The 16,581-nt window shown below is 40.2% G+C and carries 22 protein-coding genes and 1 rRNA gene; 20 read left to right on the forward strand and 3 right to left on the reverse strand.

Annotated elements, in window-relative coordinates:
- Positions 1-276 precede the first annotated feature (276 nt).
- The 15 genes from infA to HMPREF1210_RS16880 all read left to right on the forward strand — a co-directional run bounded on the left by infA (position 277) and on the right by HMPREF1210_RS16880 (position 10,383).
- On the forward strand, positions 277-495 hold the full coding sequence (gene infA, locus HMPREF1210_RS16810; protein ID WP_016429904.1) for a translation initiation factor IF-1: 219 nt from the start codon (positions 277-279) through the stop codon (positions 493-495).
- Between the two features lie 37 nt (positions 496-532).
- Complete coding sequence (gene rpmJ, locus HMPREF1210_RS16815; protein WP_000868344.1) at positions 533-646, forward strand: 50S ribosomal protein L36; 114 nt, start codon at positions 533-535, stop codon at positions 644-646.
- A gap of 23 nt (positions 647-669) precedes the next feature.
- Positions 670-1,035, forward strand: coding sequence for a 30S ribosomal protein S13 (gene rpsM / locus HMPREF1210_RS16820; RefSeq protein WP_016429905.1), 366 nt, complete (start codon positions 670-672; stop codon positions 1,033-1,035).
- Positions 1,036-1,060: 25 nt separating this feature from the next.
- Positions 1,061-1,450: a 30S ribosomal protein S11 gene (rpsK, locus tag HMPREF1210_RS16825; protein ID WP_016429906.1), complete on the forward strand. Its 390-nt coding sequence runs from the start codon at positions 1,061-1,063 to the stop codon at positions 1,448-1,450.
- Positions 1,451-1,590: 140 nt separating this feature from the next.
- Positions 1,591-2,535, forward strand: a complete 945-nt coding sequence (locus tag HMPREF1210_RS16830; RefSeq protein ID WP_016429907.1) for a DNA-directed RNA polymerase subunit alpha — start codon at positions 1,591-1,593, stop codon at positions 2,533-2,535.
- A gap of 51 nt (positions 2,536-2,586) precedes the next feature.
- Entirely contained in the window at positions 2,587-2,967 is a 381-nt protein-coding gene (gene rplQ, locus HMPREF1210_RS16835) for a 50S ribosomal protein L17 (protein ID WP_016429908.1), read from the forward strand.
- Between the two features lie 381 nt (positions 2,968-3,348).
- Positions 3,349-4,194, forward strand: a complete 846-nt coding sequence (locus tag HMPREF1210_RS16840) for an energy-coupling factor ABC transporter ATP-binding protein (protein WP_016429909.1) — start codon at positions 3,349-3,351, stop codon at positions 4,192-4,194.
- Positions 4,170-5,042: an energy-coupling factor ABC transporter ATP-binding protein gene (locus HMPREF1210_RS16845; protein WP_016429910.1), complete on the forward strand. Its 873-nt coding sequence runs from the start codon at positions 4,170-4,172 to the stop codon at positions 5,040-5,042. Before HMPREF1210_RS16840 ends, HMPREF1210_RS16845 begins: the two co-directional genes overlap by 25 nt.
- Positions 5,039-5,836, forward strand: a complete 798-nt coding sequence (locus HMPREF1210_RS16850; RefSeq protein WP_016429911.1) for an energy-coupling factor transporter transmembrane protein EcfT — start codon at positions 5,039-5,041, stop codon at positions 5,834-5,836. Before HMPREF1210_RS16845 ends, HMPREF1210_RS16850 begins: the two co-directional genes overlap by 4 nt.
- Before the next feature lie 19 nt (positions 5,837-5,855).
- Entirely contained in the window at positions 5,856-6,605 is a 750-nt protein-coding gene (gene truA, locus HMPREF1210_RS16855) for a tRNA pseudouridine(38-40) synthase TruA (protein ID WP_016429912.1), read from the forward strand.
- Between the two features lie 166 nt (positions 6,606-6,771).
- On the forward strand, positions 6,772-7,209 hold the full coding sequence (gene rplM, locus HMPREF1210_RS16860) for a 50S ribosomal protein L13 (RefSeq protein WP_016429913.1): 438 nt from the start codon (positions 6,772-6,774) through the stop codon (positions 7,207-7,209).
- Positions 7,210-7,229: 20 nt separating this feature from the next.
- Positions 7,230-7,622: a 30S ribosomal protein S9 gene (gene rpsI / locus HMPREF1210_RS16865; protein WP_016429914.1), complete on the forward strand. Its 393-nt coding sequence runs from the start codon at positions 7,230-7,232 to the stop codon at positions 7,620-7,622.
- A 283-nt stretch (positions 7,623-7,905) separates the two neighbouring features.
- Entirely contained in the window at positions 7,906-8,604 is a 699-nt protein-coding gene (locus HMPREF1210_RS16870) for a DUF4386 domain-containing protein (RefSeq protein WP_016429915.1), read from the forward strand.
- A gap of 165 nt (positions 8,605-8,769) precedes the next feature.
- Complete coding sequence (locus HMPREF1210_RS16875; protein ID WP_016429916.1) at positions 8,770-9,624, forward strand: alpha/beta hydrolase; 855 nt, start codon at positions 8,770-8,772, stop codon at positions 9,622-9,624.
- A 141-nt stretch (positions 9,625-9,765) separates the two neighbouring features.
- Entirely contained in the window at positions 9,766-10,383 is a 618-nt protein-coding gene (locus HMPREF1210_RS16880; protein ID WP_016429917.1) for a YitT family protein, read from the forward strand.
- Positions 10,384-10,638: 255 nt separating this feature from the next.
- Here the strand turns inward: HMPREF1210_RS16880 and HMPREF1210_RS16885 are convergent, their stop codons facing one another.
- Positions 10,639-10,938 carry a hypothetical protein gene (locus HMPREF1210_RS16885; protein ID WP_016429918.1) on the reverse strand — a complete coding sequence of 100 codons (300 nt, stop codon included), beginning with the start codon at positions 10,936-10,938 and terminating at the stop codon, positions 10,639-10,641.
- 137 nt (positions 10,939-11,075) lie between these two features.
- On the opposite strand from HMPREF1210_RS16885, the gene HMPREF1210_RS16890 reads away from it, so the two are divergent.
- From HMPREF1210_RS16890 to HMPREF1210_RS16900, 3 genes are all read left to right on the forward strand, one after another.
- On the forward strand, positions 11,076-11,777 hold the full coding sequence (locus tag HMPREF1210_RS16890; protein ID WP_016429919.1) for a DUF421 domain-containing protein: 702 nt from the start codon (positions 11,076-11,078) through the stop codon (positions 11,775-11,777).
- Positions 11,778-11,910: 133 nt separating this feature from the next.
- Positions 11,911-12,624: an N-acetylmuramoyl-L-alanine amidase gene (locus tag HMPREF1210_RS16895; protein ID WP_016429920.1), complete on the forward strand. Its 714-nt coding sequence runs from the start codon at positions 11,911-11,913 to the stop codon at positions 12,622-12,624.
- 150 nt (positions 12,625-12,774) lie between these two features.
- Positions 12,775-13,833 (forward strand): P-loop NTPase, encoded by a 1,059-nt coding sequence (locus HMPREF1210_RS16900; protein WP_196930527.1) that lies wholly within the window; start codon positions 12,775-12,777, stop codon positions 13,831-13,833.
- 41 nt (positions 13,834-13,874) lie between these two features.
- Here the strand turns inward: HMPREF1210_RS16900 and gerD are convergent, their stop codons facing one another.
- Positions 13,875-14,471, reverse strand: a complete 597-nt coding sequence (gene gerD / locus HMPREF1210_RS16905) for a spore germination lipoprotein GerD (RefSeq protein WP_016429922.1) — start codon at positions 14,469-14,471, stop codon at positions 13,875-13,877.
- 148 nt (positions 14,472-14,619) lie between these two features.
- Here gerD and HMPREF1210_RS16910 point away from each other — a divergent pair, with 148 nt between their 5' ends.
- A complete protein-coding gene (locus tag HMPREF1210_RS16910) occupies positions 14,620-15,297 on the forward strand; it encodes a KinB-signaling pathway activation protein (protein WP_016429923.1) in 678 nt (225 codons plus the stop codon).
- 95 nt (positions 15,298-15,392) lie between these two features.
- Here the strand turns inward: HMPREF1210_RS16910 and HMPREF1210_RS16915 are convergent, their stop codons facing one another.
- Positions 15,393-16,043 carry a hypothetical protein gene (locus tag HMPREF1210_RS16915; RefSeq protein WP_016429924.1) on the reverse strand — a complete coding sequence of 217 codons (651 nt, stop codon included), beginning with the start codon at positions 16,041-16,043 and terminating at the stop codon, positions 15,393-15,395.
- Positions 16,044-16,403: 360 nt separating this feature from the next.
- Between HMPREF1210_RS16915 and HMPREF1210_RS16920 the strand changes: the two genes are divergently transcribed.
- Positions 16,404-16,581, forward strand: a 16S ribosomal RNA gene (locus HMPREF1210_RS16920); the annotation flags it as partial.

Consider the following 16,581-nt stretch of genomic DNA (forward strand, 5'->3'; position numbering starts at 1 on the left):
TGGGTTTCGTGGAAGCATCTGTGTAACGGATATGGTGGAACTCATCCAAGGCATTCCGAGCGGTCGTGTTTACATGAGGGAGACAAGGTTCACCCGGGTCAGTCTACTCCGTAGGTTGCCAGAAGCGAAGCCTGACGAGTGTCTTTCGAACATCTCTCATGCAAAACAAACATATGTTGAAACGAAAAGAATCCTACACGGGTTTCGATTTGCGGGACATTCCGTTTGATTTGATGATGAGAACCTGATTTTTTATACAGAAGGGAGACAGGGTTGATGGCGAAAGACGATGTAATTGAAGTCGAAGGTACAGTTGTTGAGACTTTGCCAAACGCGATGTTTAAGGTAGAATTGGAAAACGGTCATACGATTCTTGCACATGTTTCGGGCAAAATCCGTATGCACTTTATCCGCATCCTGCCTGGAGATAAAGTCACAATTGAACTTTCTCCTTACGATTTAACTCGCGGTCGTATCACATACCGTTTTAAATAATCTTTTGCACTCCGGACCACTAAGGAGGTTGGGTTAGATGAAAGTGAGACCATCTGTGAAACCGATCTGCGAAAAATGTAAAGTTATTCGCCGACGCGGTAAAGTAATGGTAATCTGTGAAAATCCTAAACATAAACAAAAACAAGGCTAATTTGAAGGAGGTGCACGACACACATGGCTCGTATTGCTGGTGTTGACATTCCGCGCGATAAACGCGTTGTTATTTCATTAACATATATTTTCGGGATTGGTAAAACAACTGCACAAAAAGTTTTAGCTACTGCAGGAGTTGCTGAAGATACACGCGTGCGTGATCTTACAGAAGACGAATTGAACAAAATTCGTGAATCAATCGGTGCTTTCAAGGTAGAAGGTGACCTTCGCCGTGAAGTATCATTAAACATTAAACGCTTGATGGAAATCGGTTCATTCCGTGGTATCCGTCATCGTAGAGGTTTACCTGTTCGCGGTCAAAATACGAAGAACAATGCGCGTACGCGTAAAGGTCCTCGTAAAACTGTTGCTAACAAGAAAAAATAATCGGTAAAGGAGGTTTCTTCCTAACATGGCACGTAAACAACAAACACGTAAGCGTCGTGTGAAAAAGAATATCGAATCCGGTATTGCTCACATCCGCTCTACATTTAACAACACAATTGTAACGATTACAGATATGCAAGGAAATGCGGTATCTTGGTCAAGTGCTGGTTCACTTGGTTTCAAAGGTTCTCGTAAATCAACTCCGTTTGCTGCGCAAATGGCTGCTGAAGCAGCGGCGAAAGCTTCTGTGGAACATGGTCTTAAGACGTTAGAAGTAACGGTAAAAGGTCCTGGTGCTGGTCGTGAAGCTGCAATTCGTGCACTTCAAGCTGCTGGTCTAGATGTTACAGCTATTAAAGATGTAACTCCAGTTCCGCATAACGGTTGCCGACCACCAAAACGTCGTCGCGTGTAATAGGTGCGACTCAATTAATTGATTGAGAACATCATTTCTTGTACAAACTGAGTTGTGCAATCACCGATAAGTCTTAGTACTTATTGATTTCTGATGGAACGAACCTATACATTCGATGTTTTGAAGGAGGGTATATTTGAATGATCGAAATTGAAAAACCAAAGATTGAAACGGTTGAGATCAGCGAAGGTGCCAAATTTGGCAAGTTTGTTGTAGAACCGCTTGAGCGTGGATATGGAAACACATTAGGTAATTCCCTACGTCGTATCCTTTTGTCTTCTTTACCAGGGGCTGCTGTAACTTCTATTCAAATTGATGGCGTGCTTCACGAGTTCTCTACTATTGAGGGCGTAGTTGAAGATGTCGCTTCAGTTATTATGAACGTGAAGAAACTAGCTCTTAAAATCTACTCTGACGAAGAAAAAGTCATTGAGATTGATGTTAAAGGTGATGGAACGGTTACAGCTGCTGACATTACACATGACAGTGATGTAGAAATTTTAAATCCTGATCTCTATATTGCAACAATCGGTAAAAATGGTCATTTGCGTATGCGTATGTATGCACAACGCGGCCGCGGTTACACTCCTGCTGATCAAAACAAACGTGAGGATCTTCCTATCGGCGTGATCCCAATCGACTCTATATATACTCCAGTTTCACGCGTCAATTTCCAAGTAGAAAATACTCGTGTTGGTCAAATGACTAACTTCGATAAACTTTCTCTTGATGTGTGGACAGATGGCAGCATCGGTCCTAAAGAGGCGATTTCGCTTGGCGCGAAAATTTTAACGGAGCATTTAAATATCTTCGTTGGTATGACTGATGAGGCAAAAACTGCTGAAATCATGGTTGAGAAAGAAGAAGACCAAAAAGAAAAAGTGTTGGAGATGACTATCGAAGAGCTTGATCTTTCTGTTCGTTCTTATAACTGCTTGAAGCGCGCTGGTATCAACACGGTACTTGAGTTAGCTAACAAGTCAGAAGACGACATGATGAAAGTACGTAACCTTGGACGTAAATCACTAGAAGAAGTAAAAGCGAAGTTAGAAGAGCTTGGCTTAGGATTACGCAAAGAAGACTAAGCGACTTTTTTGATATAACAGATTAATATTCAACAAAGGAGGTAAACATCTATGGGTTACAGAAAACTTGGTCGTACAAGTTCTCAACGTAAAGCGATGTTACGTGACTTAACAACTGATTTGATCATCAACGAACGCATTCAAACGACAGAAGCTCGTGCGAAAGAACTTCGTTCAGTTGTTGAAAAAATGATTACATTAGGTAAACGTGGAGATTTGCATGCACGCCGTCAAGCTGCATCTTATATTCGTCGTGAACTAGTGACTGCTACTGATGAAGAAGGCACTGAAACAACAGTTTATGCTTTGCAAAAATTGTTTGATGATGTAGCACCACGCTACGCTGATCGTCAAGGCGGATACACACGTATTATGAAAATGGGACCTCGTCGTGGAGACGGAGCACCTGTTGTAGTGATTGAATTAGTTTAATCATCACAATTCGAAGAGGGTTCTAGGTTAGTAGCCGCCCTCTTCTTTTTAAAAGAAAAAGATTTATACGACATAATGAAAAGCAGAGCGTTACGATGAGCGGACCTTTTGGTAGCGTCTCGTCTAGCTCTACGCACCTCATTCACGTAGACGGTCTGAGCAACCGAATACGAAAAAGATATAGAAGAGCGCATTTCTCTGAATGAGGTGCGCGCTTTTTTATTTCATTGATAGAAAATATTTATTATTTGGATATCAGTGTAAGAATATATACTCAGTTTGCACCTTTCTGGTGCAAACTGTGTTTTTGTAATAGTGTAAAATAGAAACATTGATGAGAATGAGTTGAGTTCGAGCAGAGTAAGAGGAGGTCATATAGAGATGACAGAAATAATATCACTACATGAAGTCACCTATACATATTCACCAGAAGAAAAGGATGCGCGAAAAGCTGTAGAAAACATTTCTTTTTCTGTCAATGATGGCGAGTGGATTGCAATCGTTGGTCATAATGGTTCTGGTAAATCCACAATGGCGAAACTCATGAATGGACTGTTATTTCCTCAATCGGGGGAAGTACGTGTTCTTGGTGAAACGCTGAATGAAGAGAATTTATGGGATATTCGTTCACAAATGGGCATGGTATTTCAAAACCCAGACAATCAATTTGTCGGGGCTACCGTCCAGGACGATGTCGCTTTTGCTTTGGAAAATAACGGAGTTCCGTTTAAAGATATGGTTGTACGTGTGCACGAGTCCCTTGCGCAAGTGAAAATGGAAAAGTTCTTAGATAGTGAGCCGCATCATTTATCAGGTGGACAGAAGCAACGAGTAGCTATTGCGGGTGCATTGGCTTTAAAGCCGAGAATTCTTATCTTGGATGAAGCTACTTCTATGCTCGACCCACAAGGGCGGGAAGAAGTATTAACTACCGTTCGTAGATTACGGGAGAAAACACAGTTAACGGTTTTATCCATAACGCATGATCTCGAGGAAGCTTTACTTGCGGATCGCATTTTTGTAATGAATAACGGGCACAAATATGCTGAAGGCACACCAGCTGAAATTTTTTCTCGTGGAGAAGAACTGGTGGCACTTGGATTAGATCTGCCATTTGCTATGAAAATGGGCAGTCTATTACGTGCGAATGGAATAGAGTTAAAAAACGAACACATGTCAGAACAAGAGTTGGTGAATGATGTATGGACATCCAACTTCAACAAGTAGGGTATGCCTACGCCAAAGGGACACCTTTTGAAAAACGTGCACTATACGACGTGGATTTACTTATTCCTTCTGGTTCCTACCAGGCTATTATCGGACATACTGGCTCAGGGAAATCGACTTTACTGCAACATTTAAATGCATTATTGAAACCATCTGAAGGGTCAGTACAGCTTGGCGATATGACGATTGAAGCTGGCAAGAAAGCAAAGAACTTAAAATCGATTCGTCAGCAAATTGGCATCGTTTTTCAATTTCCTGAACATCAATTGTTTGATGAGACAGTATTGAAAGATATCATGTTTGGTCCTTTAAACTTTGGTGTACCAAAAGAAGAGGCGGAACGACGGGCACGTGTCTTAGCTGACCAACTGGGTTTACCTGAAGAAGTACTGGATAAGTCACCGTTCGATTTGTCGGGTGGTCAAATGCGACGAGTGGCCATTGCGGGTGTGTTGGCGATGGAACCTAGCGTCTTGGTATTAGATGAGCCTACAGCAGGTTTGGACCCTCGTGGACGTCAGGAAATCATGGATTTGTTCCACCAACTGCATGTAGAAAAAGGATTAACCACGGTTTTGGTAACCCATTCTATGGAAGATGCGGCGCGCTATGCAAATCGAGTAGCGATCATGCATGATGGCCGATGTGTTCTAAGTGGCGATCCGGTCACTATTTTCGGAGATGAAGAGAGACTTGCTGAATATCGTTTAGCAGCACCACGTGTTGTACGTTTCCAACGTCAAGTTGAAGCTCGACTAGGTTATCCATTGGACAGACTCTGCTTGACAGAAGAACAGTTAGCGCTGGAAATAAGTCGTGTCGTTCAAAGGGAGCGTGATTCCTTATGATGGAAAAAATGATATTTGGTCGTTATATTCCAGGGGATTCATTTGTACATAAACTGGACCCTCGTTCGAAACTGGTATTTGTCTTTTTGTTTATTGCCATTGTCTTTTTGGCAAACAATGCTGTGACATATGCATTAATTCTTGCATTCACTTTAGGAACTGTTTTGCTATCACGTATTCGTCTATATTTCTTAATTAATGGGTTGAAACCCATCATGTTTTTACTCATATTTACTTTCCTGATACACATCTTCTTTACAAAAGAAGGAGACTTATTGTGGAAATGGCAGTTTATCGAAGTGTATGAAGAAGGACTGAGACAAGGTATTTTCATTTCCACTAGATTTTTGGTTCTGGTCTTTATCACATCCATTTTAACACTGACCACTTCGCCGATTTCAATAACAGATGGAATGGAAGTTCTATTGAACCCATTCAAACGTTTCAAATTACCCGTGCATGAACTCGCGTTGATGATGTCGATTTCGTTGCGCTTTATTCCAACATTGATGGATGAAACTGATAAAATTTTGAAAGCCCAGATGGCCCGCGGTTCAGATATTAGTACGGGCTCCATCAAAGAGCGAATCAAAGCGGTTGTGCCGTTACTCATCCCTTTGTTTGTCAGTGCATTTAAACGGGCTGAAGATTTAGCTGTAGCGATGGAAGTACGTGGCTACCGTGGTGGAGAAGGGCGAACACGATACCGTCAATTAAAGTGGGATTGGCGCGATAGTACGGCCCTCGCTATGTTAGGGCTTTTAACTTTATTACTATGGTGGCTCCGATCGTAAAACTGGAGGGAAAAATGCAGTGAAACGCTTAAAAGCAATTATCATGTATGACGGCTATGGATTTGCCGGCTATCAAGTACAGCCTAATGCACGGACGGTTCAGCTTGAATTAGAACGCGTCCTTACAAAAATGCACAAAGGGACAATCGTCCGTGTAGTGGCAAGTGGCCGCACAGATGCTGGTGTTCATGCGACTGGACAAGTCATCCATTTTGATACCGACCTGCAATTTCCCATCGAGCGATGGCAACGGGCACTAAATGTTCAGCTGCCCGGTGATATCCGCGTGGTGTCTGTTGAAGAAGTTTCAAGTGACTTTCATGCCCGATATGGTACTTCAGGCAAAGTATATCGATACAAATGGGGCTTAGGAGACGTTGAGAGCCCTTTTAAGCGTCATTACGTCGTATATATGCCTGGAATCAATCCGGACATCGAGCGAATGAGAGAAGCCGCTCAAGCGTTTTTAGGCACACATGATTTTACGAGTTTTTGTTCAGCTCGCACAGAAGTTGTCGACCGGGTGCGAACCATCAAACGATTGGAATTGCTTGAAAATGAGCATGGTGAACTTCATATGATCATTGAAGGCGACGGGTTTTTATATAATATGGTTCGCATTATTGCGGGGAATTTGTGGGAAGTTGGGATTGGTCGTCGCGAGCCGGGCGACATGGCACTAATGCTTGCCGCAATGGATCGCAAAAAGGCAGGTAAAACCGCGCCAGCACACGGTTTGTACTTGGAATCTGTATTTTATTCCGAATGAAGCAACACGTCCAGGTGTTTTAAAATAATTCCTTGACTTTTTGTTCCATACGTTATATGATGACACATGGTATTTCATTAACCCCACAATAAGCCCCGAAACTTGTTGTTGATGATGATATAGAAAATTTCAAATCAGATTAGATCGAATTAGGAGGACAAAATACATGCGTACAACATTCATGGCTAAAGGTCACGAAGTAGAGCGTAAATGGTTAGTAGTAGACGCAGAAGGCCAAACACTTGGTCGTTTAGCTTCTGAAGTAGCTGCTATCTTACGTGGAAAAAACAAACCAACATTCACACCACACGTTGACACAGGTGATCACGTGATCATTATCAACGCTGAGAAAATCGAATTGACTGGTAAAAAATTGACAGACAAAATTTACTACCGTCATACACAATTTGCTGGTGGATTGAAAAAACGTACTGCATTACAAATGCGTACAAACTACCCAACAAAAATGCTTGAATTAGCAATCAAAGGGATGCTTCCTAAAAACTCTTTAGGTCGTCAAACGTTCACTAAACTTCACGTATACGCTGGAGCAGAACATCCACATGCAGCACAAAAACCAGAAGCTTATGAGCTTCGCGGATAATCATAGAGGAGGATACAACCTTGGCACAAGTTCAATATATCGGCACAGGTCGTCGTAAAAGCTCAACTGCACGTGTACGTTTAGTACCGGGCGAAGGCAAAATCGTAATCAACAAACGTGACGTAGAAGACTACGTACCATTCGCAACATTACGCGAAATCATCAAACAACCATTAGTAGCAACTGAAACAGTTGGAAGCTACGATATCCATGTAAACGTTAATGGTGGTGGATACACAGGTCAAGCAGGCGCAATCCGTCATGGTATTGCTCGTGCACTACTTCATGTAGATCCTGATTTCCGTCCAGCATTGAAATCTGCAGGATTGTTAACTCGTGACTCACGCATGAAAGAACGTAAAAAATACGGTCTTAAAGGCGCACGTCGTGCACCTCAGTTCTCAAAACGTTAATCTTCGGATTTTCAAAAACCCTTTCCCATTCGTGGGAGAGGGTTTTTTTGTGTCTGGAAAATTGTTTTGACCACAGATCATAACTCAATGTACCTTTAAAATTTGTTAAGGTTTACTCTTTTGCTGTTTTGTAAATATAGATCTTACTCGTCTTAACTGTTGTTCTATTTATTCGTATTCGTTGATATTAATGAATATAAGGAATCGGAGGAGGATAATTAATAGCAATTGTGTACACAAATTACGGTCCAATTGTAATTAAAAAAGGAAGGGAATTGAATAAGTGAAATCAAGCAAATTAAATGCAAGAATTATCGGAGTGCTTTATATTGTTGCGACGGTTACGGCAATCATAGGACTTATTTTGTATAATCCAATTCTCAATGACCCTGATTATCTCGTTTCGGGAGCTAAAAACGAAAACCAGATAATACTTGGGGCGATTTTTGAGTTGATTCTGGCATGTTCTGCTATTGGCACTGCCATTATGCTATATCCATATATAAGAAAACAAAATGAAAGTATTGCACGTGGGTATGTGTGTTTCCGTTTTTTTGAAGCCGTTCTCATTGTAATTGGCATAGTCAGCGTACTTTCTCTATTGACGTTGAGCCAGGTATTCGTAAGTTCAGATAATCCGAGTATATCCGCATATCAAACTTCAGGCGCATTGTTACTGGCAGTACATGACTGGACTTTTATTTTGGGTCCCAACTTCATGTTAGGTGTAAACACTTTGATGTATAGCTATTTGCTTTATCAATCTAAACTTGTACCCCGATTTATATCCGTCATGGGCCTTGCAGGAGCATCAATGATTATAATCGCAGCTTTGTTAGAAATGTTCGGAGTGATTCAGCAGGTTTCAACATGGGGAACCATCCTGGCAATCCCGATCTTCTTCTTTGAAATGATATTAGCGGTATGGCTGATCGTGAAAGGGTTCAATGCAAAAATGCTTCAATCTGCTTCGGTTTCATAATTGTTTACATGAACTTTTTAATTGCACCTCAGTTCTCAAAACGTTAATCTTCGGATTTTCAAAAACCCTTTCCCATTCTTTGGAGGGTTTTTTTTTGTTTTATCAATGTTTCCTTTTTATCTAATACTTTTAAGTTTGTTGCATAAAATAGCGAGGATGAACTTTATGAGGGACCGGGAATCTACCAAATTATGTAACGGGGGAAGAAAAATCGGTTATTATATTACGGTTGAAGAGAATGTGAATATTTACGTTGAGGATTTGAATCCTGGAAATGGCAAGCCCATTCTGTTTTTGCATGGATGGCCAGCTAATCATAAAATGTTTGAATATCAGTTCGATCAGCTACCTGCAATGGGTTACCGCTGTATCGGAATCGATCATCGGGGATTTGGAAAATCTGATCGCCCTTGGGATGGTTATAATTATGATCGAATGGCTGATGATGTACGAGTTATAATCGATACGCTGCAATTGGAGGATGTCATTCTAGCTGGTCACTCAATGGGAGGTGCAATTGCCATACGCTATATGGCCCGCCATGAAGGCCATAAAATTTCAAAGTTGGCTCTTTTTGGCGCAGCTGCACCTTCCTTTACTGAACGTCCTGATTTTCTATATGGAAAAACAACAGAAGAAGTAAATCAATTGATTCAAGAAACGTACACCAATCGACCGCAAATGCTGGCTGGTTTTGGAGATGTTTTTTTCGCAAGGTATCTAACTGAAAGTTTTATTGATTGGTTTCAGAGTCTAGGATTAGAAGCTTCCGGTCATGCAACTGCCATGTGTCTCTTGGCACTAAGGGATGAAGACTTACGAAATGATCTAGCCGAAATCCATGTTCCTACCGCCATTTTCCATGGGAAACAAGATAAAGTATGTCCATATGTATTGGGGGAGTTTATGCATGTGGGTATAAAAGGATCGGAACTCATTCCTTTTTATTACAGTGGGCATGGGTTGTTCTATTGTGAGATGAAAAAATTTAATAGGGAGCTTGTTCGTTTTATCGGATAAAAAAGGAACAAGTTAGCAGATGGCTTCACTTATTAATAAGTTTAGTTGTTTGCAGGATGACAGAAGGACTTTTCAATTTGAAATATTTAAGAAAAGTAATCATATACATTCAGTAAGGTGATTTTAAGAAGGTGGAATAGCATGCCCTTTATACATAAAACGATATCGATTGTTGTTGGAAGTTTGTTGATGGCAATAGGCGTGAACGTTTTTCTGATTAACCATGAGTTATTGGATGGTGGCACTTTTGGGATGGGGTTAATATTGCATTACCTGACAGGGATGCAAGTGGGCTTGCTGGTAATCCTGTTGAGTATTCCTGTCTTGATTCTTGCTTTGTTTTATAATCGATCTTTTTTATACAATAGCATTCACGGGATGCTGATTTCTTCCTTCGTAGTGGATTTAACGTATAATCCGTTACGGGCCTTAGGATATGTTCTGGATCAAAATCCGTTAGGGAGCGCAGTACTAGGGGGCATATTTGTTGGTGCAGGAATCGGACTCATGCTTCGTTACGATACCAGTATTGGCGGAACGGATTTGCTTGGACAAATTATAGCAAATTATTTGAAAATAAATCCCGGAGTGATTATCTTTATGATTGATTTCATTATAGTTTTTACAGGCTACTTTTTAATTGACGACAGCTCCTTGGTTTTATCATTTATCACAGTAATCTGTGTGGGGACGATGACTAGTCTACTAGCTATGAAGAGTAAAAAGGTAAAAGTGCCTGTTATTTCATTTGGAATTTGATTATAAAAGAGTTGGAGTGCTTTCTGGGCTTTCGAACAAATAGAAATTAATAAAATGGCCGCAATCCTCTTTCGAGGTTTGTGGCCATTTATTTTAATATGAGTTCTCAAATGATACCGGATTCAAATGTCACATCTGGAATATCTCTGGAACCGAAAAGTAGAAGGGAAATGAACAAAACAAGTAAAATAACATTCACAAATTTCACTCCATCAAAACTGGAATTACTTTTAACATCAAAACAATTCAAATGTATCACTTCCTTTTTTTATTCATGCGTTTACTTAGGGCATCAAACACTTCGTCAAGGGTCATGTCACCGTTTTTATCCAAAAAATCAGCCATCTGATTCGTTTTATCATCTTTTAAATTTCGGTATTTCCCAATTAATGTAACGCTAATACTGGGGGAGTTACGAAATAGTTGAACTGATTCCACTTTTAGTTTACCTAAGAGTAGTAAAGAGGCGGCTATGATATCGAGGTCTTGCCCTTTCAATAAGTCATGCAGGGTGTATTTTGAATTTAACTGTTTGCGAAACTGATCATCATTCATACTGGAAGCCCCCTCTTTCTATCGTATGTAATTTAACGAGAAAGGTTTGTAGAACTCATCCCACTATAGTGAATAAGCAATCTTGCATTCGGAAATAATGAAAAAGGCGATGTAGTGAGAGGAAGGGGAAGTTACATATGAATCTGGATAATTTTAGTTTTTTAGAGATGATTGTTAGAACGACCGTTACTTTTGTGGTCTTGCTTGGTCTTGCACGGCTTTTAGGTAAGGAACAATTAAGTCAGTTAACCTTTTTTAATTACATAACCGGTATCACTATTGGTTCGATAGCTGGTGAAGTGGTTGCACATGACGATACTCATTATTTCAATGCGATAACATCATTGATTTGGTGGTCTATTCTAACAGTGATTTTCAGTTATATATCAATGAAATCTGCCAAGGCAAAATCATTACTCGATGATAAACCGATGATTGTCATAAAGAATGGAAAGATTTTGGAGAACGGACTTAAGAAAAGCCGCCTTCCTATTGGGGATTTAAATATGTTACTAAGAATGCAGGGGATTTTCTCAGTTAAGGATGTGCATTTTGCCGTTTTGGAAACAAACGGAGAGCTGAGTGTTTTCAAAAAGGTTGCGCAGCAATCAGCGACGAAGCAAGATGTAAAAGCACAAATCGTTGTACCGAAATATATGCCCTGCACAATCATTGCGGAAGGTAAAATCATTCTTCGAAATTTGCAGGGAGCTGGCCTAACAGAAGAGTGGGTAATGAAACAATTGACGAAACATGGCGTGAATTCAATACAACAAGTATTTTATGCCGAGATTGAATCGGATGGCACCATTTACATTGATTTAGGAGAAGACGATTGAAATACCGATAATATTTGACGAAACCTTTTCTTTTCATGGAAAAGGTTTTATATGTTTTAAAAGCAACCATTCTTTTGCTCATAGTTCGCCTCGGACATACGTATAGTGAGTTTAAAAGGTGGTGTCGTACGCGTTGAAACGCTGGATAGTAATTGGACTTTTATTGTTAGTTTCAGTAACGGTTGTGGTTTATGAAACGCAAGCTTCCGATCGCGCATTCTTTTTGCCTGCCCCTCTTGGTGGAATGAAAATTGTGGTAGACCCGGGTCATGGAGGAATGGACGGGGGAGCGTCGGTGGGTGAGGTCGTCGAGTCAGATATTACGCTTGCACTGGGAAAAGAGCTCGAGAAGGAATTAAAGAAGTTGGGTGCAGAAGTAGTCATGACACGTTCACATGCGGATGATGCAGTAGCGGAGCACAATCCAAAAGCAACTTTTCCGACCATTCGAGCTAGAAAACTCGCTGATTTGAAATTGCGTGAAGAAATGATTGTCAATTCAGATGCGGATTTATTTATCAGTGTTCATGTAAACTCCATACCAGATGCAAGATGGCGCGGAGCTCAAGTGTTTTACCATAGAGACGGCCATGAAGGTGGAGCGGCTATTGCAAAAGCGATTCAAGGTTCCATCCGGGAACATATCGGAAACACCGACCGTGAAGCATTGGCAATCAAACAAGTATATTTATTGAAAAAAGCAACTGTGCCGGCGGTCTTAGTGGAAACTGGTTTCTTAAGTAATCCTGAAGAACGAAAGTTGCTGACATCAAAAGATTACCAGGAGCAAATGGCAGAAGCGATTGCTGATGGCATTGAAAAGTATGTAGACAGTCAAATGCAATGACACGAATGACCATGTACCGGTAATTTAGAAAAGTTGACGAGTAACCGTTTATCAATCCTACCCACTCAATCTGGATACCTTACAACACTACCACCTCTAATTCGATATGATATACTATATGACGAAATGTACATTGAAGGAGTGTCTAAATTGATGAATGAACAACAGGTCCGTGAAATGCTCGGGCAATTACTGGACCCTTTTTTACATAAAACGTTACTCGAAACAAATGGCATTAAAGAAGTATCCATTAAAGAAGGAAAAAATCACGTTAGCGTAAAGCTGGCGATTGCGAAAACAAACACTGCGGAACAAATGCAGTTGCAAATGAAAGTTGTAGACTCATTGAAACAAGCGGGCGTTAGTACAGTGGGGATTCGCTTTGAAGAATTACCTGCAGAAGTATTGGCACAATTTCGTGGAACGGCAACAGAGTCTGAAGCTCAGGATTTGTTGTCCCCATTAAATAAAGTGGAATTTATCTCAATTGCCTCAGGTAAAGGGGGCGTAGGGAAGTCTACGGTTTCCGTCAATTTGGCAGTGGCATTAGCTCGTTTAGGTAAAAAAGTCGGATTAATCGATGCGGATATTTATGGATTCAGCGTGCCGGATATGATGGGAATACAACAAAGCCCAAAAATTGATGGCAATCGCATCATTCCAGTTGAACGTTTTGGCGTAAAAGTCATCTCAATGGGCTTCTTCGTAGAAGATAATGCACCTGTAGTATGGCGTGGTCCGATGCTAGGGAAAGTATTAGATCAATTCTTTAAAGATGTTGAGTGGGGCGAGCTGGATTATTTACTACTTGATTTACCACCTGGAACAGGTGACGTTGCACTCGATATCCATCAAATGATTCCAGCATCAAAAGAAATCGTGGTAACAACACCTCATCCAACCGCAGCATTCGTGGCAGCACGTGCTGGTGCTATGGCTCTACAAACGGATCATGAAGTACTAGGTGTAATTGAAAATATGGCATGGTTCGAGTCGAAAACATCTAACGAAAAAGAATATGTTTTCGGTAAAGGTGGCGGTCCGAAGCTTGCAGATGAGCTTCGTACAGAGCTTCTTGGGCAAATTCCATTAGGTCAACCTGATTGGAACGAGGATGATTTTGCACCTTCTGTTTATTCACGTTTACACACAACGGGTAAAATTTATGAAGAAATTGCTTCACAAGTCATTAATAAATTAACAAAATAATGTAAAACCCCCGCTCAGCATATTACGAGCGGGGGTTTCTGTTATTGTGGTTTATTTCCTCCGGCGTCTTTACTACCGCCACCAGTTTCTTTTGATGGTGATTTCCCTTGTTCTTCAGTCATGCCAGCCGCTTTAATTAATTCTACCCATTTAGCTTTTAGAAGCGGACTATCAATCGTTTCCTGCACAATTTTTTCGATTTCTTTTCGATTTGTTGACGACTTTAAAATTGTTTCCATTTGTTTTTGCATGTCAGGTTGTCCAAAGAATGATTCTAATTCCTTTTGGAAAGAAGCATCTTTCATTAAATCAGTCATGATTTTTTGTTGCTGATCCTTCATGCTTTTAGCAAATGTTTCGGAGAAGGTTGGATCTTTAAAAGTATCCTTCCAAAACTTTTCCGCATCCTTAGAAAGAAGTGTGTTTTCAATTGAGCTTTTTACATCTTCCTGTTCCAAAACTAACAGTTCTTTAAATTCAGGATCCGAAAGCATTTGTCGCATTACCTTTTTGCCCTCTTCAGTTTGCATCGTGTCTGTAACCATTTTTTTCGTTTCTTCATAAGAAGGATTACTTTGTGGTTGACCTCCACAGCCTGTCAATAAAACGATACCTATAAGAATTATCCATTTTCGCATACTCAACCTCTTTTCTCGCACTGGCCTTTTCATTTATTGTTCACAAAATCGCTGAGAATATGTAGATAACTCTTCGTAAAATAGATTTTTTACTTATTCGTTGATACAATCAGAAGAGGAACTCGAGAAAAACGGAGGATTTTTTGCTGTGACGATACGAAATTGGGTTATATTTTTCTTTAAGGGACTACTAATCGGCGGAGCCGTTACTGGTGTACTTAGTTTATTTATTCGATGGGAAGACGCATTTGCACCATATGTTGCAAGTGGTGAGTACTTAGAATTCGCAGCCAGTTTCTTATGGTTTGTGTTTCTTGGAATGACAATGAGTGTTCTCAGTCAAATGGGTTTTTTCGCCTATCTGACAGTTCATCAATTCGGTGTAAATATTTTTAGAACGCTTACGTTATGGAACTGGGTACAATTATTAATTATTGCATTAGTCATTTTTGATTTGATTAAATTCCGATTTATGCCACTAGCAGAGACCCAATCACAACTTCTGTTGTACTTAGGGCTGTTGACTGTACTGTTGGTTACCGGATTGGTTGTTGCTTACTTCAAAGCAAAATGGACAAAAAAACACGCATTCATTTCCGCGTTATTTTTCATGATTGTCATCACAACTTTAGAATGGTTACCGGTTTTGATGGTAGATGAAAAAGATGTAGACCGTTATGTGACTTTATTATTGTTCCCATTATTAGCTGTGAATGCATACCAACTTTTAAAATTGCCAAAATACAATGCGAAGTCAGATGCAGACCGTTTAAAATTAGAAGAACGAAGAAAAGCACGCGCTGAAGCTGCAAAAGCAAAAGCATAAAAAAAGGGCATCCACAAATGGATGTCCTTTTCTTATTGTCCTAAAGTATAAATGCAATCAAAGGAGTTACAATAGCTTTGGTGTCATTCGAATTTTTAGGGGAAAGTTTTCGTTTCCGTCTGATAACCAAAAAGGGTTTCTTCTATAGAAACGAAAGGATGCGCTTTTTGATAAGTAATCAGTTCTTTTAAATCAACACGAGTTTCTTGGTGTAAGGCAACGGATACAATATCTCCTTTCCGAATTGTAGGAGCATTACCAGTTATCCAATTGACGTTTGCACTGACCATATTCATTTGATAATCCCATACTTGTGTCTTTAATGGCTCAGGAAAAGTGTGATCATATGTCCGATACCAAAGCGGTATAACACCGAATGCGGATTTGAAGCGTTCGATTTCTTCTCCCAATAATTCAGGTGTTTCTTCATAGTGTTTGCTTTCGTGTCCAAGTAATCCCACTGGAATCTTTTTTTCTTTAATCTTTTTCACGATTAAAGGAGAACGTTCAATCCAATCTGCATCAAGAAATAGAAGTGGATAAGGTTTTTCTAACTTTGTAATCCACTCGTCAACATCTTCACGGCCAAAAGACAAATCCACAGTGAGTGTCATTCCATGATTGCCCTTCATCAAAACGTCAGGTTGATCTGTTACTCGGAAAACCGATGTCCATTGCTCATTTTGTTGAATAAATAAGAATAAAACGAACACACTGATTAAGGCTATAAAAATACGTGTTTTCAATTAGTTACACAACCTCCCATGAACTAGTTTATTTTTCTTCAATAAAAATTATGATATTGTATTGACATACTTTGTTGGAGGATGGTAAGATACAAAAGTCGCCAAAACAAGCGGCAAACAAAAAAGAAAAAGCAAAACTTTTTGTTGACATGACAATCTGGATTTGCTAAGATATAAAAGTTGCTGTCGCGAGAGTGACCAACGAAATGAACCTTGAAAACTGAACAGCAAAACGTCAACAAAATTCATTACGAGCGCTTAGCGCGAGAATGAATTTCTGCGATGGTCGCTTGCGACCGGAGCAATAAAGAACGTCATTAATTTGACGCCAGCAACAAAGTCGAGCTAATCGACTCACCTATTATGGAGAGTTTGATCCTGGCTCAGGACGAACGCTGGCGGCGTGCCTAATACATGCAAGTCGAGCGGAATGATGAAGAAGCTTGCTTCTTCTGATTTTAGCGGCGGACGGGTGAGTAACACGTGGGCAACCTACCTTGTAGATTGGGATAACTCCGGGAAACCGGGGCTAATACCA

This window comes from Paenisporosarcina sp. HGH0030 (assembly GCF_000411295.1).
GTDB lineage: Bacteria > Bacillota > Bacilli > Bacillales_A > Planococcaceae > Paenisporosarcina.